This window comes from Acinetobacter pullicarnis (genome assembly GCF_006352475.1).
In the GTDB taxonomy this organism is placed as follows: Bacteria; Pseudomonadota; Gammaproteobacteria; order Pseudomonadales; family Moraxellaceae; genus Acinetobacter; species Acinetobacter pullicarnis.
Genome location: NZ_VCMZ01000001.1, coordinates 388700 through 410508, shown reverse-complemented (window position 1 = coordinate 410508; position 21809 = coordinate 388700). Strand labels below are relative to the sequence as shown.

Genomic DNA, 21809 nt, shown 5'->3' with positions numbered 1-21809 from the left:
TAACAGCATTGGGATCTAAGACATGCTTCGTCTAGAACGGTAAATCATCATCTAAATCGCTTGGCGCTTGTGCAGCAGGCTGAGGTTTCGCCGCTTGTGGTGCTGCATTACCATAACCGCCTTGCGCAGGTTGATTGTTATAACCACCCCCCTGTTGAGCTTGGTTGTTATAGCCACCACCTTGCTGATTGTTTTGAGTATTCTGGTTTTGATTGTTAAAACGCGGTTGATTATAACCGGTATTTTGTTCAGCAAAACCTTGCTCGCCACCACCTTGCTGACGCGCAGAATCAAGCATTTGCATTTGATCACCACGAACTTCAGTGGTGTAACGCTCTTGCCCATTTTGATCTGTCCATTGACGTGTACGCAACGAACCTTCGATATAAACCTTAGAGCCTTTACGCAAATACTGCTGAGCAATTTCACCTAAACGATTATTTAAAACAATACGATGCCATTCAGTTTGTTCTTTTCGTTCACCGCTGGTTTTATCTGTCCAAGAGTCACTGGTGGCAATTGAGAAGTTTGTTACAGACCCACCATTTTGGAAGGTCTTTGTTTCAGGATCTTTCCCAAGTGTTCCAACCAAAATTACTTTATTTACACCACGCATGAGCTGCTCTCTTCCTATTCAATTCTATGTTTTACTTTATAAACATTATGTTTAAATGGCTAGATCTTTACCGACTAAGTGCGCCAGATCCTGTCGCACTTCATCGTCTATTTCGCGCTTATCAAGCTTGACATAAGCAACTTGCTGATCAGCCATAACCACCACTTCCTCAATACCATGAATTGCCAATAACTGAGTAGCCCACTCATCTACTTGACGATCTACAGGTAAAGGTAATACTAGCGAGGTCAGATAACGCGGTTGTTTGAGACCAAAACTAATCAGTAGCCAAATTATAGCAATTGCCGCCAACACACTCCAACCTATTGTGGTGTTGTTTAATATCAAAAGTTGACCACCTAACATACCACCGCAGAAAGCACCGAAAAATTGACCACTGGCATTAACACCCATGGCCGTTGCTTTCGATTGGATCGGTGCCGATTTAGACAACCATGATGGCAATAAAGCTTCCATCACATTGAAGGCAATAAAGAATAGTGCGAGCCCAGTCAGCAAAACATATTTGGACTGATAACCAAAACTTAACACAATCAAACCCGCAATTACGGCCACAATTGCCGTGATAAAAATACCGCGCATTTTGCGATATTTTTCGGCCAAGATAATACTTGGAAACGCAAAAAATAGGCTAATCACCAATAATGGCAAATACACCAAACCATGTTCTGACAATGGAATATCTGCAAATTCAATCAATTGTGATGGCAGATAAATAAACATGGCCGTAAGCAATAGATGTAATGCAAATACAGACACATGTAGGCGATTTAAATCACCCATTTTAAGTACTTGTTTTAATTGCACCCAATAATCTTGACGGCGCTGCTGGTGATGACGTGTAGTTTTGGGCACCATGAATAGCATAAAAATAGCCAAAACACCCATGATACTGGTCACCCAGAACAAACCAGAGATACCCACTTTACTGGTTAACCACGGACCCAAGCTAAATGCGACTACAAACGATAGTCCAATGCTCATCCCCATGATTGCCATGGCTTTACTACGCTGTTGCTCACGGGTGACATCAGACAACAATGCCATCACTACAGCAGATACAGCACCAGCGCCGGCAATGGCACGGCCAATAATTACACCATAGATGCTCTCTGACATTGCCGCCACTGCACCACCCAGTGCAAAGAATAGCAAACCGATCACAATCAGCGTTTTACGGTGATAGCGATCTGCCCATAAGCTGAATGGGATCTGTAAAAGCGCCTGACTTAGGCCATAAACCCCGACGGCAAGGCCGATCAAAGTCGGTGTAGCATGTTGATATGACTGCCCTGCGACTGAAAACACAGGGATAATCATGAACAAGCCCAGCATGCGCAATGCAAAGATACTACTTAATGCAAATGTCGAACGACGTTCTAAAGCATTCATCTTATCAATCTTGGCAAAAAACGAAAAAATATCATCAACATCATCGCATATTGCTACAACTTTGTGGAATATTTTAAATGTAATTCAACACTTTCCATTATGGGTTCCAAGCCCCTTTAACCACTTGTGTTGATCGCGTCATCTGCACATAAATTGAAGTAAAATCTGAGGCTAATGATCAAGTATCTTCTTGACTCGACTCTTGTTATAGTCCCAAACCATAAAATTTTATTTAAATCTCCGCGGGCAGATGATATGAGTTTTTCTCAAGATGTATGGCAGCGCAATTTAGCGCTCTATGAAAAAACGTTGGCTTTACCGTTTAACCAAGAACTGGCGAATGGAACACTGAGCAAAGCCGCTTTTTGTCATTATGTGATTCAGGATGCACACTACTTGGTTGCTTACGGCCGAGCATTAGCCGTCTGTGCAGCGAAAGCCTTTGATGCGGATGATATTATTTTATTCACCGAGTCGGCCAAAGTTGCGATCATTGTTGAGCGCAGCTTGCATGACAGCTTTATGCAAGAGTTTAATATCAGCAAAGATGAGTTTGAAAACACCCCACTCAGCTTGGCTTGCCATCATTACACCTCTTTTCTCACCGCGACAGCTTGGTCTGAAAGTTACCCAGTAATATTGGCTGCGATCCTGCCTTGCTTCTGGATTTATGCTGAAATCGGTAAAGGTATCGTCAACAATTCAAGTGAAAACAATCCATATCAGGCATGGATCGACACCTATGCAGGCGAAGAATTCAACCTCGCTGTAAAACAAGTCATTGAAACGATTGATCGTGTTGCAGCACGCAGCGATGCCGATACCATTGAGAAAATGCATCAAGCCTATACCCGTGGTGCTGAATTAGAATGGTTATTCTGGGAAAGTGCCTATAACACTCGCACTTGGCCAGCGGGCTTAAAAAATGAACAAATCAACAATTAAGATTTAAAAGTCATAACTTGTCGCATAAAATGTTCAAGTTGGTCTTGAACATTTTTCATGCGCTATCATATATACATCACTTTTGAACTTTCTAGGATCCATACATGAGTCAAAGCCATATCCGTATTCGAGGTGCACGTACCCACAATTTAAAAAATGTGAACCTCGATATTCCACGCGACAAGTTTGTGGTGATTACGGGGCTTTCGGGTTCAGGTAAATCATCCCTTGCCTTTGACACCTTGTATGCTGAAGGTCAGCGCCGCTATGTGGAGTCACTCTCTGCCTATGCACGCCAATTCCTCTCCCAAATGGAAAAACCAGAAGTCGACTCAATTGAAGGCTTAAGTCCTGCAATTGCCATTGAGCAAAAGTCGACCAGCCACAACCCACGTTCAACCGTTGGCACCATTACTGAAATTTACGATTACTTACGCCTGCTCTATGCACGTGTGGGTACCCCTTTCTGCCCCGAACATGACCAACCGATGGTGGCACAAACCATCACTGAAATGGTTGATGCAGTCAAAGCACTCGAAGAAGGCACCGCACTGATGCTACTTGCACCGGTGGTACGTGAACGCAAGGGCGAATACAGCAATTTATTTGAACAACTACAAAGCCAAGGTTTTGTCCGCGCACGTGTTGATGGCGAAATTATTGAAATCGATAGCCCTCCAGAGCTCGATAAAAAGAAAAAACACACCATTGAAGTTGTCGTTGACCGCTTTAAAGTACGTGAAGATCTCGGCAATCGTATTGCTGAAAGTTTTGAAACCGCATTACGTTTAGGTGGCGACATTGCCCAACTCACTTGGATGAACGGTGAGCATCCTGATCGGGTCTTTTCAGCCAAACACTCCTGTCCTGAATGTGATCGTGCAGTCGCCGAACTTGAGCCACGTTTATTTTCCTTCAACAATCCTTTTGGCGCTTGCCCTGTCTGCGATGGCTTAGGTACACGCAATCACTTTAGTGCAGAAAAGCTGATTCCAAACCAAGAACTGTCGATTAGCCAAGGTGCAATTCGTGGCTGGGACAGACAACGTCCTTATTATTACAGCATGATTGAAAAAGTCGCTGCGCACTTTGAACTATCCTTAGACACGCCTTGGAATGAATTGGCCAAAGAAACCCAAAAGAAATTTCTTCAAGGCACAGGCAAAGAAAAAGTCGACTTAAGTTATATCGATGAACGTGGTCGCAAACATAATCGTGTACAAGTCTTTGAAGGCGTCTTACCACATTTAGAACGCCGCTATCGCGAAACTGAAAGTAACTATGTACGTGAAGACCTATCACAGTACTTGTCTAATGCTGCTTGTGAAAGTTGTGGTGGCTCGCGTTTAAATGAGATTTCACGCCACGTCAAAGTACAGGACAAAACCATTGCTGAAATCACTAAAATGTCGATTGGCGATGCGGAAGATTATTATCAAACCCTTACACTGACGGGGGCTAAAGGTGAAATTGCAGATAAGATTTTTAAAGAAATCCGTGAACGTCTACATTTTCTAGTTTCTGTCGGCCTAAACTATCTCAGCCTGTCACGCTCTGCAGAAACCCTGTCTGGCGGTGAAGCACAACGCATTCGCTTGGCATCACAAATTGGTGCAGGTTTGATGGGGGTAATGTATGTGCTTGATGAGCCGTCAATTGGCTTACATCAACGGGACAATGATCGCCTACTCGAAACATTGGTACGACTACGTGACCTCGGCAACACCGTACTGGTGGTCGAGCATGATGAAGATGCGATTCGTGCAGCCGATCATATTATCGATATCGGCCCAGGTGCAGGGATCCACGGTGGTCATATTATTGCCGAGGGTACTTATGACGAATTGGCAGCCAATGAAAATTCGCTGACTGGTCAATATCTTTCAGGCAAGTTGAAAATTGCAGTACCAGCAACGCGAGTTAAACCACCAAAGCCTGAAGAAAATATCAAACTGATGGGTGCATCTGGTCACAATCTCAAACAAGTCGACCTGACGATTCCTCTCGGAATTATGACTTGTGTGACTGGTGTATCGGGTTCAGGTAAATCGACCTTGATTAACCGTACCTTGCTGCCATTGGCAGCAACCCAATTGAATGGTGCAACAACACTTACGGCTGAACCATTTGATTCTATTGATGGTTTACAGTTCTTAGATAAAGTGGTTGATATTGACCAAAGTCCAATTGGCCGTACACCGCGCTCGAATCCAGCCACCTATACCGGTTTATTCACCCCAATTCGTGAGTTATTTGCACAAACCCCTGAAGCCAAAGCCCGTGGTTATGCCGCAGGTCGTTTCTCCTTTAACGTCAAAGGTGGACGCTGTGAAGCCTGTGAAGGCGATGGCATGATTAAAGTCGCTATGCACTTCTTACCCGATATGTATGTCCCTTGCGATGCATGTCATGGTGATCGCTATAACCGTGAAACCCTTGAAGTTGGCTATAAAGGTAAGAATATTTCTGATGTCTTGGGCATGACTGTTGAAGATGCCATGCATTTCTTTGATGCCATTCCTGTGATTCACCGTCGTTTAGAGACATTGACTCAAGTTGGCTTAGGCTATATTCGTCTCGGTCAGTCAGCAACCACCCTCTCTGGTGGCGAAGCACAGCGTGTGAAGTTAGCACGTGAACTGGCTAAACGCGATACGGGTAAAACCTTGTATGTGTTAGATGAACCAACCACAGGGCTACATTTCCACGACATTGCCAAGCTGCTAGATATCCTGCATGAGCTGCGCAACAAAGGAAATACCATTGTGGTGATTGAGCATAATCTCGATGTAATCAAAACTGCAGACTGGGTGATTGACCTTGGTCCTGAAGGTGGTGCAGGTGGTGGTGATATTATTGCCGAAGGTACGCCAGAAGAAGTGGCAAAATCTAAAGTGTCACATACGGCGAGATTCTTAAAGCCGTTGTTAAAAGTTTAAGAGAAGTGAAAAGGGATCGAAAGGTCCCTTTTTATCGCCTCAAAACATCCACAATATCGATCACAATAGCGTTCATCTCAAAACTAAAACCACATCAACTAAAACCTGTAACAATACTGCGAATAAAAAAATAGAGAGCTAGCCATGCGACACTACCGCGCAATCCTCTTTGATCTTGATCAAACCCTGCTCAATCGAAGACTTAAGCCAAAGTCGTGCAACAGCACGTATCAATGATTTTTCTCAATTATTAAATGTCATTCAATACCTAGAAAATAATAACCTCAATCAGGCATACAGGCTGTAGCACAATAGATGCTTCACTTTCTTGACAGTCAACAGCTTTAATATAAATAAAACATCAAATTAAGCTTATCCAAAATATCCAAAGTCAGTGCTTTACGCTCACCAACAGCATCTCCATCCTGCATTTCCATATTTAAGGAAAAAGCAGTGATTTTGCCATTTGGCTGCTCGACCCAACCAGTATACCAACCCACTTGCGGGCTAACCGCCATCCCCCAACCGCTCTTGGCATACAGCTTGGTTCCCGCACGCTCTTCAACCAACAACATACTTCTCACTTGCTGTTGTACCTCTGGGTCAAAAGCAAGTTTTTGTGTTGCTAAGTCATAGACAAACTTGGCTTCCTGTTCAGGGCTCACTTTTAAGGGACCTTTTAACCAGAAGTCATCGACGTGTGTACCAATATTCTGATTACCAAAACCAATCCGTGAAACTTCCTGCTGTATCAGTGGCAGACCAATGCGACGTGCAAGTGTTTGATATACAGGCACTGTAGAAAGCTGCATTGCTTGAGCCAAGGTCATATCCTTTTCCCATGCAGGAAAATATCGTGCGGTCCCATCCCATTTAAAAATTTCAGTCATCGTCACTTTCTGATGCTGTAAGCCAATCAAGGCATTCAATATTTTAAATGTTGAGGCGGGAATATAACGTTGCTGTGCTCGACTTAAATCATTCCCATAAGAACGATAGTTTCCACCATCATAGACAACAAAAACACCCTGCGTTTTCGCAGCATCAAACAGCAACGGTATTTCGTCTTGTCGTGTTAAAACTGGGGGTTCACTTACCTTATCGACTGGAGAGATCGATACTGTGCTGCCAGTTGTACAAGCACTAATGAGCATGCTTAAAAGTAAAACGGCAGCACATGGCAACATTTTCATAAAGATATCTCTAGGTTTTGATTTAGTCAGCAACTAGCCTATCGCTTAAGCGAAGTACAGGCGAGTAAAAAAGTCAGGACTTCATTAAAGAAATAATTTACATGCGCCACAAAGCAGTGCATAATGCACCTAAATGCAGCAAATCAAATTCATTCCTCAGCAGATTAATTCGATTTGCCTCAGTTTTGGCTCAAAAATCCCAGTTTCTATCGGAAACTGGGATTTTTATTGCCTAAATTTTAAGTAATTCCTATTCAGGCACTTCAAACACCACCCGAATCGCACCAAAATGATGCAATAAAACACTCGATTATTTTTTTCTTAGCTCGATTGCTCGCTTTGTTCTAGCTCTATCTAAATTATTAGTTGACTTCAACATTGGATTAGTATTACTTTAAGGAAAATGAGTACTATTCCCATTTAAAATTTAATCTTATTGATATCAATATATTAAATTAAATAGTAATGGCACTGCAAAAATTGCTAAAAATAAATATCACTACAAAGGAAATATTTGATATCGTCATCTCTACAGAACACCTATTTACATCATAAATTGATACTTTAATGAGACATCAATTGAAGTTGACTAGCTTGTCCAACTTCTCCGTAACACCCAACAAACAATCGCAAATGGATATGCCAATTGAATAGAAAAATGCAATAATCATCAAAATTATTTGTACAACAAATAATCAAATCGGTATTTAATAATGCAAAAATGATGATTTATTTTTGTCGAATGCTCTTTACTTTGATTTTTTTTAACGATTGTTGTTTAATTTTCAATCTAAATTCCCAATCACCAAAATTCTATTTAACCCCTGTTTTACGTCGTTTTATGTGAATTATATCTATATATTCCATTGTTCTGATTCAACTTTTACGCTTGTTGACAACCAACAGGTCGTTTGTCTTATTTTCATACAAATTAAAATTTCAAGTCTATTTTAGTAATTACAATCCCCTGTAACATCATTGACTTAATAATATGTAACAATATAATTGCAGCATATTAACCCGTTTCAACATATTGGAAATAATTATGAAAAAACTTGGTTTAGCGACTGCATTATTATTGGCTATGACTGGCGCTCAAGCGTATCAATTCGAAGTTCAAGGTCAATCTGAATATATCGATACGACTCAAAATGGTAAAAACTTCACCGGTGGTGTTGAAGGGACTTACTATTTAAAAGACGTTGATTCTTCAAAAGGCCCATTGGCTGAAGCAGCATTTATAAACCAGGCTTCAAATGTTTCTGCTGCATACAGCTATTTAAAATATGATGAAAAAACTGATGATGTAAACATCAAATCACAGAACTATGGTGTAAAAGCTGAAGGCTATATCCCAACTTCAGTTGTTCCAGTTTATGCAAGCGCATCATACAACCATACTTTTACTAAAGTTAAAAACAATGGCGATGACAATGGCGATCGCTATGCACTAGAAGTTGGTGCTGTTGTTATCCCTAACTTACTTGTTGCTGCTGGTTATACTAACGTACCAAACCAGTTCTCTATGGATACTTTCGGTATCATGAACAACGGTATTGCATCAGCATTCCTTGAATCTGAAGCAATTAATGAGAAACAAGATTCTGCAACGATTCGCGCTAAATATGTTGGTCCAATTACAGGAACTAACATGTCATTTGGTTTCGAAACTGCTGCTGCAATCGGTGAAGATACCCTTTATGGCTTAAAATCTGATCTTTACCTAAATAACAAATTAAGCGTTGGTATGAAGTTTATTGGTACTGATGCAACTCACTCTTATTTCGACCAAGCTTGGGGCGGTGATGTAAACTACTTCATCACTCCTGCTGTTGGTGTTGGTGTATCTTACTTACATGCAAACACTAAAGGTGTTTCTCTAGACACTGACACTGTAGGCTTAAATGCTAAATTCCGTTTCTAAGTCTAGAAATTGAATAGAAAAAGGACTCTTATGAGTCCTTTTTTATTGCCTATGTCTTTTTGAAACCACTCCTTCCCCTTTAAAGTCATCCAGCAACAACAATCATCCACAAAAAAACCAGCAAGCATGCTTAGCTCATGTCAGCTTAAGCTCCCCCTACGTTGATCTAACGGCAGTTTAATAAAGTAGCTACTTTTCAGCTTAACGACCCTATATGCTGTCACACCAGTAATGAGGCGCTTGTAGCGCACCGTATTGGCTGATTGAGTACAAACAAGGAAGGTGTCTTGTGTCTGCGAACGATTCAAGGTACCAATAAAACCTAAATTCACTGCTGATCCTTCTTTATCAACTCCAATAAAAACAAAAACCGAGCAATCCGCATTGCTCGGTTTTGAAGAGAAAGAAAGTTCTCTAATTCACAATCAAATCCTATGATCTGCGTGAAGCTTAAGTTCGAACCACACTCAGGAAGTGTAAATGACGTTCATATTGATCAATAATATCCTGCAATAGGTCATCATGGGTCCAATCGAAGACATCATAGTTTTGCCCACCCTCACGAAGGAATACAACGGCCTGATAGAACTCTTCAGCTGCTGCTTCCTGCTTGGTTAGCATAAAACTTGGTGCTAACATTTCACGTGCAATTACCTGATAGATAAAGTTGATTTCTTCTTGATGATTGACTTTAAGCTGTAAACCATCTTCGACTTTTGAAATCAGTACATTCAGATTACGGCGCTTGAATTCTCGTTGGATACTCTCAAATGCATGCAGCACCTGATCATCAATAAACGCCTCAACCTCTTCTTTGGTATGCGGATAATGCATGATTAAGCCCAAACGTTGTTGCCAACTGCGCGGGTTATTAACGGCACGAGGTGTAATACGTGCATCTTGTAATGCATGCATTTTGATCACATCCAACCTGAGCGCTTTGAGTAAGCCCCAACAAATAAATAGCAAAATTAAAGTGAAGGGCAATGCACTCATAATCGTTGCCGATTGTAAGGCCGACAAACCACCGACCATCAATAACATAATCGAAAGTACGGCAATCAATACCGTCCAGAACATACGTTGCCATAGCGGCGAGTGTTCACTTTCAGCAGTTAAATAATCGATGACCAATGCGCCAGAATCTGCTGAGGTCACAAAGAATAGAATAACTAAAACTGTCGCCAAGACACTGGTAAATGTCGAAAATGGCAAATGCTGAAGGAATTCAAACAGTGCAACTGAAGGGTCATTCTGAACAGCCGTGATTAATGTGGTATGACCTTCTTGGATTACGCTAAATAGTGCAGCGTTCCCCATAAAGCCCATCCAAATTAATGTGAATCCTGTTGGAATCAGTAAAACCCCAATAATAAATTCACGGATATTACGTCCACGTGAAACACGTGCAATAAACATCCCAACAAATGGAGACCATGAGATCCACCACGCCCAATACATAATCGTCCAACCACCAATCCAACCATCGGAGTTATAGGCATAGAGATTGAAGGTCATGGTGAATAAATTGGAAACATATTGGCCAGCATTTTGAATCGTGGCTTGTAAGATATAAACCGAAGCACTTGCAAAAAATACAAATAACAGCAAGATGACGGCAAGCACTAAGTTCAGCTCAGAAAGCCGCTTAATCCCTTTATCTAAACCAAAGGCCACTGACATTGAGGCCAACATGGTCACAAATACAATCAAAATGATTTGGGTGCCAATACCTTGCTCCCAACCGAATAGGTAGTTTAGACCTGAGTTAATTTGCGTAACACCGAAGCCTAAGGTCGTTGCAACACCAAATACAGTACCAATCGTGGCAAAAGTATCAACACCGTCACCAATCGGACCATAAATTTTATTCCCGATTAAAGGATAAAATGCAGATCGAATTTTAAGTGGCAAATTATGCCTGAAGGCAAAATAGGATAAGGCTAATCCAACAACAGCATAAATCGACCAGGCATGTAATCCCCAGTGGAAAAAAGTAATACGCATCGATTGCTGTGCAGATTGGATTGTTTCAGGATCACCGGTTGGTGGACTGACATAATGCATAATCGGTTCAGCAACACCAAAGAACATCAGCCCAATACCCATACCCGCAGTGAATAGCATCGCAAACCAAGAGCCATTACTGTATTCGGGGCTACTGTGATCTGGACCTAATTTAATTTTACCGGCTTTCGAACAGGCCAAGACAATTAATAAGATCAGAAAAAAAGCCACTGAAAGGACATAGAACCAACTAAAGGATGTGATAATCCATTGATTCAACGCTGACGCAACTTTTTCAAATCCCTTCGGATCGTACAGAATAAGCGCAAGGAAAATAGCAATAATTGCTACAGTACTAAGAAAGACATTTGGTTTGACATTGCCATACCAAGTATTCTTTTTGGAAGGCATAACTCCCCCATGTTATTTTATTTAAAAGACAGATTGAACATTCAAAGACATTTACCGAAGTAAAAATGGATCCCGTAGAGATAAAAATCCAAGGGTTATATTAAAGATATGTCATACAAGTTGCAGTTTATTTACTGTAAAAATAACATTTTAATTTTTATATTATTAATTTTTTTTTAAAAAGAATCAAAACCTAAGCTTAAATAAAGTAATTATTTTTCACCAAAATACCGCGAAACACAGTCATAACAAGCCTTTCAACAATTGCTCATAAATAATCCTCATAAAAAAACACCTTACAAGAAGGTGTTTTTTAAAGTTTTATATCAACACTCTATTTTAGTGATCTGAAGCACCCGAAGCGCCAACACCGGTCATAGAACGTACAAACTGTGCATTGTAAGCTGCGCGCTCTTTCTCAGCTTGTGCAGATTTGTCTGTCACAGAGAATAACCAGCAGAAGAAGAATGCCAATGGTAATGCAATAATTGCAGGACCATTTAATGAGTTAGGTGCAACATCTGAAATACCTAACGTATCAACCCATACTGCTTTAGATAAGATGATTAACGTTACAGCAGTTACCAGCCCAACAACTCCACCAGCGACAGCACCACGTGTTGTGAGGCCTTTCCAGAACATCGACAATACTAATACTGGGAAGTTTGCACATGCAGCAACTGAGAATGCCAAACCAACCATGAATGCAACGTTTTGTTTTTCAAACAAAATACCAAGGATCATCGCGAAAATTGCAAGGCCCAAAGTCGCAAGTTTAGACATGCGTAGTTCAGATGCAGGCGTTGTTTTGCCTTTTCTAAACACGTTTGCGTACAAATCATGAGAAATAGCTGATGCACCTGATAGCGTTAAACCTGCAACCACTGCCAAAATCGTGGCAAATGCAACTGCAGAGATAAAGCCCATGAACAAGTCACCACCAACCGCTTCACTTAAATGGACAGCTGCCATGTTATTACCGCCAACCAACTCAAGCTTGCCTGTCATTGCCGCTTTAGCAACGTCAAGGAACTGTGGGTTGTTCGAAACGAATAAGATCGCACCGAAACCGATAATAAAGGTCAATAAATAGAAGTAACCAATGAAACCTGTTGCATATACAACTGATTTACGTGCTTCTTTCGCATCTTTAACAGTAAAGAAACGCATCAAAATATGCGGTAAACCTGCAGTACCAAACATCAATGCTAGGCCAAGTGATAAAGCATCAATTGGATTTGCTGCTAAGCTACCAGGGCCCATGATTTTAGAAGCCTCTGCGAAGCTAATATCACGAACTTGTCCATAAACCTCAATTGATTGAGTGAACATATTCGAGAAGCTAAAGCCAACAGAGCTTAGTACCATATAAGCCATAAAGGTTGCACCACTCAGCAGCATCACTGCTTTAATGATTTGCACCCATGTGGTTGCCAACATACCGCCAAAAATAACGTAAGCCATCATCAGTAAGCCAACAATGACCACTGCGATGTTGTAGTTCAAACCAAATAACAATTTGATTAGCTGTCCTGCACCCACCATTTGCGCGATCAGATAGAACGCAACAACAACCAGTGAGCTCACAGCTGCCAAGGTACGAACTGGCTTTTCTGCTAGACGGAAAGACACCACATCTGACAGATTATATTTACCTAAGTTACGTAGACGCTCAGCAATTAAGAATAAAACGATTGGCCACCCAACCATAAAGCCAAGTGAATAAAGTAAACCATCAAAACCTGAGCTAAACACTAACGCGGAAATACCAAGGAATGATGCTGCGGACATATAGTCACCAGCAATCGCCAAACCATTTTGGAATCCGGTAATCCCACCACCTGCCGTATAGAAGTCATCGGTACTGGTGGTCTTTTTTGCCGCCCATTTTGTAATAAATAAGGTAAATCCAACAAAAACCACAAACATCATAATGGCAGACCAGTTGGTTGCCTGTTGTTCTGCTGGGCCCAGATCAGGACCAGCTTGTGCAAATGTCGAAATAAGTGCAGATACTGCAAGTAAAGTCTTTGCTTTGAATGAATTCCATTTCATCTTAGTTCAGTCCTTTCTCATTGGTAATTGCTTTAACTTCACTCATTGCTTCTTCACTCAGCTTGTCAAGTGAATGGTTGGCAATAAAGGAGTACACACCACATAAAACAAAAGAAAGTACAATAATTCCAAGTCCTAATGGAATTCCCCAAGTTGTTACACCGCCACTAAATGAACTGCTAAGAAATGCTTTGTTATAGCCAACCAAAAGCATAAATCCGACATAAACAACCAACATAATAACGGTCAATGTCCAACTCAAGTTTCTCTTTTTCTCAACAAGTTCTTTAAACTTTGGATTTTGTAGAATACGTTCTACCTGTTTCTCATCCATAATCATGCTCCTGAAAACAACCAATCGTAGTCGTCTTTTTAATTTTTTTTCACAAAGTCAAAAGTAACAATGTTCAGGGCCATTCGCAACGTAGACTTTGGTCGTTAAATTTTTATACAAAGCACTTAATCAAGGCTACAATGCAGGCCTAATCCAGATATTTTATTCTAAGAATTTATGAATAGTTGGTTGATTATTGGGGCTTTAGCTCTTTATATCCTGATACTTTTTGGTTGTGCTTTTTATGGGGAGAAGCATGCCAGCCGATTAAGCACGCGCGGCAGAATGTTACTCTTTAGTCTAACATTGGGTGTTTATTGCTCATCGTGGACTTTTTATGGCGCGACCGGTGCGGCTGTTCGTGAAGGGATCATTTTCTTACCAATTTATTTAGGACCCCTACTCTTTGTCTGCGTTGGCTACGATATTTGGCGTCGCTTAGGCCGTGTTCGACAACATCATGCGATTTCATCTATTGCTGACTTTGTTGCTGCACGTTATGGCAAAAGTGGCACCTTAGCCTCTTTGGTCACCATCTTGGCTGTGATTGCGATTATCCCCTATTTAGCGTTACAGCTACGTGCCATTGCCTTAAGTGCTTCGGTGATGTTGGATCAAAATAATCAATTAATCGCTGCGACTACCACCAACAGTGTTTTAGGGCTAACCGCTCTTTTAGCGATTTTAGCGATGATGTTTGGCACCAGACAAATTGCCAACACCGAACAGCACGGTGGCTTGATGCTTGCGGTGGCCTTCGAGTCTTTTGTTAAACTATTTGCACTCATTTGTGTTGCACTATTTTTCATTTTTGAAGCACCCGATAACATCGTACAAATTTCCCAAGATGTTCAAAAAACATTCAAAGAAGTACAACTGTTTGGTGTTCCAGAAACCTTTTGGGTTCAAACCATGCTGGCTGCTTTCGCCATCATTTGTTTACCACGACAATTCCACGTTGCAGTGGTCGAACTACGGGACGAAAAACATATTCGTGGGGCTAGACGTTGGTTTGCTGTTTATTTAATTTTAACCATTTTGGCGATTATTCCGATTGCCAGCTGGGCTTTACATGCAGCGCCCAACTATCTCACCATTCCAGATGTTGCCGTATTATCCCTCCCGCTCAGTTACAATCAAGAATGGCTTACCCTATTAGCCTTCTTGGGTGGCTTCTCCGCTTCGACTGGCATGCTTTTAGTTTCGTCTGTGGCATTGTCTATTATGCTGAGCAATGACTTAATTATGCCTGCGTTGTGGCGTTTTGGCATAATTTCAAGACATGACGATCGCCTGCCTAGAGTACTCAAGTTCACCCGTCGGGTTTGTATTTTAGCGGTGATGTTACTCGGCTTTATGTTCTTTCACTTCTTTAATGATATTGATCAGCTTTCTGTCTTTGGTTTATTGGCCTTTAGTGCAGTTGCGCAATTTTCACCCGCACTCATCGGTGGCCTATATTGGCGCGGTGGCAGCAAGCAAGGCGTCTACGTCGGTTTAATTACGGGTTTCTTGCTTTGGATTTATACGCTTCTATTACCCACAATTTTACGTAGCTTTCCTGAACAATATAATCAATTTACACGTTCCTTCCTCACCGAAGGTCCATTTGGATTCAATTGGCTAAGACCAGAGGCATTATTTGGATTTGAATCCTTCGCTCCGCTCACTCACGGAGTGATTTGGTCACTGGGCTTAAATATTATTCTTTATGTCTGGATCTCTCGGATTTATCGCCCAAGTGTGGCAGAACAAATTCAAGCGGAAAGTTTTTTCTACTATCAAACCAAACCATTACCATCACATAACACCAATACCGATATCCAATATTTGCATCATGATGTAGCTCGCCTAAAAGTAGGCGATCTTATCGCACTGGCTAAGCGTATTACTGGAGATGTGCCAACCATTCACGCCTTCAAACAGTTCTGTTCACAAAATGGTGTCGCACTAAATGAAAACAGCAGCGCCAATGGCATGTGGTGGCGTTTTACAGAACAGTACTTAGCGGGGACTATCGGTGCCGCTTCAGCGCGAACCCTGCTCACCACAGCCATGGTCAATAATGGACTTGCTTTGGGTCAGGTCGCCAATATCTTGGACCAAGCATCACAATGGCAACGTTTTAATCAAAATCTAATTATGACCATGATCGACCACATGACTCAAGGCGTTAGTGTGGTTGATGAAAATATGTGTATGGTGGCTTGGAACAATCAATATCTCAAACTTTTTGATTATCCTAAAGATCTGGCCTATGTCGGCTGCCCGATTGCCGATTTAATTCGCTATAACGCAGAGCGTGGTGAATGTGGTCCAGGCTCTGTTGAAGAGCATGTCCGCAAACGGATTCATTGGATGAAAGTCGGTAGCTCGCATGAGTTTGAGCGGATTCGTAAAGATGGCCGTGTGATTCAAATGCGTGGCAATCCAATTACGGGGGGTGGTTTTGTAACAACGTTTGCCGATATCACCGCATTCCGTGAAAATGAAGCCTTCCTTGAAGCTCGTGTTCAAGATCGCACCCAACAATTGGCCAATGCACTGACTGAGCAACAATTGGCACGCGAACAAGCCGATCGCGCCAACATGTCCAAGAGTCGCTTTATTGCTGCTGCAAGTCATGATTTGCTCCAACCAATGCATGCTGCACGCTTATTTAGCACTGCACTTGAGCAAAGCTTAAGTAGTCGTGATGACTTAAATATTCTGCAGCAACTTGATCGCTCACTGTATGGTGCAGAAAGTATGCTGTCTGCCCTACTCGACATTGCGCGTTTGGAAGGTGAAACCATCCAGCCAAAACGCCAAAGCTATGCACTACATGATTTGCTCAACGATTTAGAATTACAGTTTAAATCGATTGCTGCACAACGACAGATTCAATTTAAGGTTTATGACACCAATTTTTGGATCGATACTGACCCACAATGGATTCGACGAATTATTCAAAACTTTGTCAGCAATGCGTTACGTTATACTGCCACAGGTCGAATCGTGATCGGTGTACTTCGCTCCGCACAGCGCCCTCAGCATATCCGTATTGGCGTTTGGGACACAGGACCTGGGATCGCGGAAGAGCAACGTATAAAACTCTTTCAAGAATTTGAACGTTGTGGACATACCTCACCATGGGATGAACAAGGACTTGGACTTGGTTTGGCCATAGTACATCGTATGACCACCCTATTAGACCACCCACTTCATGTTTATTCAGAACTCGGTAAAGGCTCATGTTTTATGGTCGAAGTGCCAACAGCACTGGCTCCTCAGGTCTTAACAACAAAACCTTTAGCCATGCCAATCAGTGCCAAGGCACTAAAAATCTTATGCCTAGACAATGATGAAAACATCTTAAATGGGATGGTCACTTTATTAGGAAAATGGGGCTATGAAGTGTTTAAAGCCACGGAGCCAGAAAGTGCAATGCAATTAATTGAACAGCATGACATTCAGGTTTGGTTGATTGATCAGCATTTGAACCAGGATAAAATTGGTTTAGACTTCATTGTTGCTCATCGTACCGAAGATATTGCGGTTGCATTAATTACTGCTGATTCTGATCCAGACCTGCCGCAACGCCTCAAAGAGCTCAACATTGTACTGCTCAGAAAACCGTTAAAACCAGCATCCTTACGCGCTTGGCTATCGAGTTTGAAATAACATTCATGCTGGTAGATTACAGTTCGATATCGGCCTGAAGCATTTATCATCCTTCAGGCTTTTTCTGCATAAAATCGACTAAAAAATAAAAACAGTAGCAATTTATTTTTAAAGCTAGGCAAAATATTTCAATTCAACCCGATCAAACTAAGGCTTTAATGGCTAAAAAAATCAATTCGCTATTTTCTATGGCAAAGTAAATCAAAGTTATGAGTGTACATCTGTACACTTTGTTACTATTTATTAAGTAATTGAATAGTAATGTATTTATACCTAAAAAATGCAGACTACAACTTTAGTCGTATATCTATTGCATATTGAATATTAGATAAATTAATGATCAAATTTCCTGCTCACTAACAACAATCGATTCATTTTTTGATGGACGTTTTTCACAATTGGAGTCTTATCATGCATATCTCACCAGTCGCCCCCAGTAACACACACCAAAACCAACAATTCCATCGCCAATATAGTGCCAATGCAATCCTTCCAGAAATCAACTGGGCAGAGGTTTTTAAAACCAGTAAATTAACAGACGCTCAACGACAAGCACTGGAAACACTGTATCGCAGTGCGATTCCCTTAGCCTTACAAATCTTTGATGAACTCAACTTTGATGTTTTCTCCCCGACCGCATTCCATCCACAGGGTTTAGGATTATTTGAAAAACTCGCGCAACAAGAACACAAATTACTGCATATTTTAGCGACTGAATGTAACTGCCTAAGCGATGAAGCACGTCATCAAATTTGGAGTATGTTACTTCGCGGTGGTGCAGTCTTAGTCTTTAAAGCCTGGCTCGGCAAAGTAAAATATGGAAAAAATGAATTAGACATGAGTCAATTTGATGAATTATCGGATCTACTTTTTGTTAAAACAGCACCGCGTACTTTGGCGAGTCATCTCAAAGTAGATACTCATGCAAACTATGATCATATCTTCCTAATGCATGGCAATGACATTTTCCTAGATCGTTTTAATAGCTTAGAAACTGCGGCCCTCTTTGTTGATCTAGGCGTCTATGATGCTGCATTTTTAAGCCTGCGAGATGACCGTGTTGCAGACTATCTAAAAGCCCAAGGTTATGTGACTCAAGAACAAATTGACGACTTACAGTGCGCACTGAACCCATTGTACTGTGAGGACTTAACCCCCAAGCAAGATTGCCTTGCCTAATCTCTAGCGCAATAAAATGGGCTAAACGCTTCTAATCGTCTAGCCCATCAACAATAAAGCGCGCTGATTCTTATGTATTTAAGCAATCAGCGCGCTTCTCAATTTAGATCTCTTTATCTTCTACTTAAACACGTTTCTCTACTTAAACACGTTTCTCTTCAATTTTGAGTGCATTAATTGCCAAAACTGCTTGGGTTCTATTTTGTACCCCAAGTTTACGGAAAATTGCAGTCACATGCGCTTTAATCGTAGCTTCACAAACATCAAGCTCATAGCCAATCTGTTTATTTAACAGGCCTTCGGCGACCATCATCAGCACACGGAATTGTTGTGGTGTAAGTGACTGAATACGTTCTGCTAATGCGGTTTCATCGGCTTCACGTGGATCAAAGCTAATATTGGTTGGCAAGTTTGGCGGCAACCAAATTTCACCATCAAGTACATGACGAATCGCTTCACCAATATGACTAGGATGTGCTGATTTCGGAATATAGCCAACGGCACCATGTGCGATCGCACGTTGAATAATCGACACTTGCTCATGTGCTGACACAACAACAATCGGAATTGATGGATATTGTGCACGTACATGCACTAATGCAGAAAAACCAGATGCGCCTGGCAGATTTAAGTCGAGTAAAACCAAGTCTGGTTCTGGACCATTTTCAAGACGTTCGTAAAACTCATTCACTGCAGCCGATTCATGGATTTGAGCTTGAGGAAAGCTGTATCGAACCGCCTGAATTAATGCATGGCGAAAAAGTGGATGATCATCAACGATTAAAATATTCATAAGCGAAGCGAGAAACCTCTGGCACAGTCTTTCATTTTAACCGCACTACCTTGATTAAGGATACGAAAATATTAATTAATTTAAGGATAAAATGCTGCACGGATTTAGACATTACTTTACTAATCATCCAAATTGTCAGTTTATAGATAAACTCAGCAATTTAAGTTATAAAAATTCTAGCGCGCAACAGCTTAACAACTATCGACAGTATATTCAAATAATTCAGCCACTTGAATTGTACACTTTATTTTAGGGCATGTTTTTTTAATTATATCTTTAAAAGAGATAATCAATTTTCATTTGTTTATTTTACAAATACGCAGCAAATATTGATAAATGGTCAGCATTCCAAGATTAATTTAGGTTATTCACATGTCGTTCGCTATACAAAAACCACTTAATATCGTTGCTGTTTCAGGTGGCTTAAATCATCCCTCTAAAACTGAAAGCTTAATTCAAGCAATTCTAGATGAGCTTGCACAAGCAACGCCGATCAATATTCATTTCATTAAATTTAGTGAAATCGGACATTTACTTGGTGGTGCAATTTATCGGAAGCAACTCCCCCAGCGTATTCAAGATGATCTGGCTGCAGTTGAAGCAGCCGATGCACTCATTGTCGGAACCCCAGTATATCGCGCATCATTTACGGGCCTGTTTAAACACTTCTTTGACTTCGTTGAACAAACAGCCTTGGCCGATGTGCCTGTATTACTGGCAGCATCAGGTGGTAGTGACCGTCATGCATTGGTATTAGAGCATCAACTACGCCCCCTATTTAGCTTTTTCCAAGCACAAACACTTCCTATTGGTGTTTATGCAACCGATCGAGACTTTAATGCTGATTACCGTGTTGAGAGCGCACAGCTACAAGAGCGTATTACCTTGGCCATTGCTCGCGCCTTACCTGTTCTCGAGTGGGCACCTGCTAAAGGTCAGCGTGCTGAAGCCGTCAAAAATAAAACAGCCCAAGCCAATCAAAGCCTTGGTATTAACAAACAAATTGAACAAGATGAAGTGCTTCCCTCCGCAGCAGTTCCTGACCTAAATGCAGCAGAATCACGACTACATCCCAAGAAGCAACATCAGATTAAAATTGAAGTCGCTTAAAATAAACAGGGGGCTCTGCAATGTCAGATCAACAACAACCAATCAAATTTGCCTATTGGGTTCCAAATGTCAGCGGCGGCCTCGTGGTTAGTAATATCGAGCAGCGCACAGATTGGAGCTATGACTACAATGTACGTTTAGCACAAGCTGCTGAAAAAAATGGCTTTGAATATGCCTTAACTCAAATCCGCTTTACAGCTGGTTATGGTGCCGAAAATCAGCATGAATCCGTCAGTTTTAGTCAAGCACTATTGGCTAAAACTGAGCATCTCAAAGTCATCGCAGCCATTCTCCCTGGCCCTTGGAAACCCGCCTTAGCCGCAAAACAGTTAGCAACCATTGACCATATCAGTCATGGGCGTATTGCTGTCAATATCGTGAGTGGCTGGTTTCGCGGGGAGTTTGATGCCATTGGTGAGCCTTGGCCTGAACACGATCAACGCTATGTTCGCTCAGAAGAATTTATCAGAAGTTTAAAAGGAATCTGGAGCACAGATCATTACAGTTTTAAGGGCGAGTATTACCAATTTGATCAATATACATTGAAGCCGAAACCGCTTCAAAAACCACATATTGAAATTTTCCAAGGTGGAAGTTCTCGTGCTGCACGTGATATGGCATCGCGCGTATCTGATTGGTATTTTACTAATGGCAATAATCCAGAAGAAATTAAAAAGCAAATTGATGACATTCGTCACAAAGCCCGCGCGAATAAACATCAGGTTAAAATTGGTGTAAATGCTTTTATTATTGCACGTGATTCAGAGCAAGAAGCTCTGACTGTTCTGCAAGAAATCATTGATAAGGCCAACATAGAGGCTGTGCATGCATTTGGTCATGCAACTCGCGAAGCTGGTGCTGCATCTATAGAAGGTGAAGGCAATTGGGCAAAATCTAGTTTTGAAGACCTCGTACAATATAATGATGGCTTCAAAACCAATTTAATTGGTACTCCACAGCAAATTTCAGCGCGTATTGTTGAGCTAAAACAAGTCGGGGTAGATCTCATACTTTGCGGTTTTTTACATTTTATCGAAGAGGTTGAGTATTTTGGTGAAAATATTCTCCCTTTGGTCAGAGAGTTAGAGCAGCAAAGTACTTTGAGTAATGCCTAAAAGCTAAAACCACATCCATTAAAAGCCCTACCGAGTAGGGCTTTTCTTGTTTTGCCTCATATTTCTTTGGTTTGGCTTGTTTTTTACATACTATTATTCTTTTCCCATTCAT

At 41.3% G+C, this 21809-nt stretch carries 14 protein-coding genes; 7 read left to right on the top strand and 7 right to left on the bottom strand.

Annotated features, from left to right (window positions below; all coding sequences use genetic code 11):
* Positions 1-31: 31 nt before the first annotated feature.
* Together ssb and FD716_RS01760 are read right to left on the bottom strand one after the other, a co-directional pair.
* On the bottom strand, positions 32-616 hold the full coding sequence (ssb, locus tag FD716_RS01765; protein WP_139850656.1) for a single-stranded DNA-binding protein: 585 nt from the start codon (positions 614-616) through the stop codon (positions 32-34).
* A 51-nt stretch (positions 617-667) separates the two neighbouring features.
* The gene (locus FD716_RS01760) at positions 668-2029 is read right to left on the bottom strand and encodes an MFS transporter (protein ID WP_139850655.1); all 1362 of its coding nucleotides are present in this window, start codon (positions 2027-2029) and stop codon (positions 668-670) included.
* A gap of 255 nt (positions 2030-2284) precedes the next feature.
* On the opposite strand from FD716_RS01760, the gene tenA reads away from it, so the two are divergent.
* Entirely contained in the window at positions 2285-2974 is a 690-nt protein-coding gene (gene tenA, locus FD716_RS01755; RefSeq protein ID WP_139850654.1) for a thiaminase II, read from the top strand.
* 104 nt (positions 2975-3078) lie between these two features.
* Positions 3079-5913, top strand: a complete 2835-nt coding sequence (uvrA, locus tag FD716_RS01750; RefSeq protein ID WP_139850653.1) for an excinuclease ABC subunit UvrA — start codon at positions 3079-3081, stop codon at positions 5911-5913.
* Between the two features lie 344 nt (positions 5914-6257).
* Here the strand turns inward: uvrA and blaOXA are convergent, their stop codons facing one another.
* Positions 6258-7106, bottom strand: coding sequence for a class D beta-lactamase (gene blaOXA, locus FD716_RS01745; protein WP_171476975.1), 849 nt, complete (start codon positions 7104-7106; stop codon positions 6258-6260).
* A gap of 1045 nt (positions 7107-8151) precedes the next feature.
* Between blaOXA and omp33-36 the strand changes: the two genes are divergently transcribed.
* Positions 8152-9030 (top strand): porin Omp33-36, encoded by an 879-nt coding sequence (gene omp33-36 / locus FD716_RS01740; RefSeq protein WP_139850652.1) that lies wholly within the window; start codon positions 8152-8154, stop codon positions 9028-9030.
* 450 nt (positions 9031-9480) lie between these two features.
* On the opposite strand, the gene FD716_RS01735 is transcribed toward omp33-36, so the two are convergent.
* The 3 genes from FD716_RS01735 to FD716_RS01725 all read right to left on the bottom strand — a co-directional run bounded on the left by FD716_RS01735 (position 9481) and on the right by FD716_RS01725 (position 13837).
* Entirely contained in the window at positions 9481-11448 is a 1968-nt protein-coding gene (locus FD716_RS01735) for a BCCT family transporter (protein ID WP_139850651.1), read from the bottom strand.
* A gap of 339 nt (positions 11449-11787) precedes the next feature.
* The gene (locus FD716_RS01730) at positions 11788-13503 is read right to left on the bottom strand and encodes a cation acetate symporter (RefSeq protein ID WP_139850650.1); all 1716 of its coding nucleotides are present in this window, start codon (positions 13501-13503) and stop codon (positions 11788-11790) included.
* A 1-nt stretch (position 13504) separates the two neighbouring features.
* A complete protein-coding gene (locus FD716_RS01725) occupies positions 13505-13837 on the bottom strand; it encodes a DUF485 domain-containing protein (protein ID WP_139850649.1) in 333 nt (110 codons plus the stop codon).
* Positions 13838-14014: 177 nt separating this feature from the next.
* Between FD716_RS01725 and FD716_RS01720 the strand changes: the two genes are divergently transcribed.
* Positions 14015-17500, top strand: coding sequence for a hybrid sensor histidine kinase/response regulator (locus FD716_RS01720; protein ID WP_139850648.1), 3486 nt, complete (start codon positions 14015-14017; stop codon positions 17498-17500).
* A 411-nt stretch (positions 17501-17911) separates the two neighbouring features.
* On the top strand, positions 17912-18679 hold the full coding sequence (locus FD716_RS01715; RefSeq protein ID WP_139850647.1) for a hypothetical protein: 768 nt from the start codon (positions 17912-17914) through the stop codon (positions 18677-18679).
* A 142-nt stretch (positions 18680-18821) separates the two neighbouring features.
* On the opposite strand, the gene FD716_RS01710 is transcribed toward FD716_RS01715, so the two are convergent.
* Complete coding sequence (locus FD716_RS01710) at positions 18822-19472, bottom strand: response regulator (protein WP_139850646.1); 651 nt, start codon at positions 19470-19472, stop codon at positions 18822-18824.
* A 372-nt stretch (positions 19473-19844) separates the two neighbouring features.
* Here FD716_RS01710 and msuE point away from each other — a divergent pair, with 372 nt between their 5' ends.
* A complete protein-coding gene (gene msuE / locus FD716_RS01705) occupies positions 19845-20582 on the top strand; it encodes an FMN reductase (RefSeq protein WP_139850645.1) in 738 nt (245 codons plus the stop codon).
* A 20-nt stretch (positions 20583-20602) separates the two neighbouring features.
* Positions 20603-21697 (top strand): dimethylsulfone monooxygenase SfnG, encoded by a 1095-nt coding sequence (gene sfnG, locus FD716_RS01700; protein WP_139850644.1) that lies wholly within the window; start codon positions 20603-20605, stop codon positions 21695-21697.
* Positions 21698-21809: the final 112 nt, after the last annotated feature.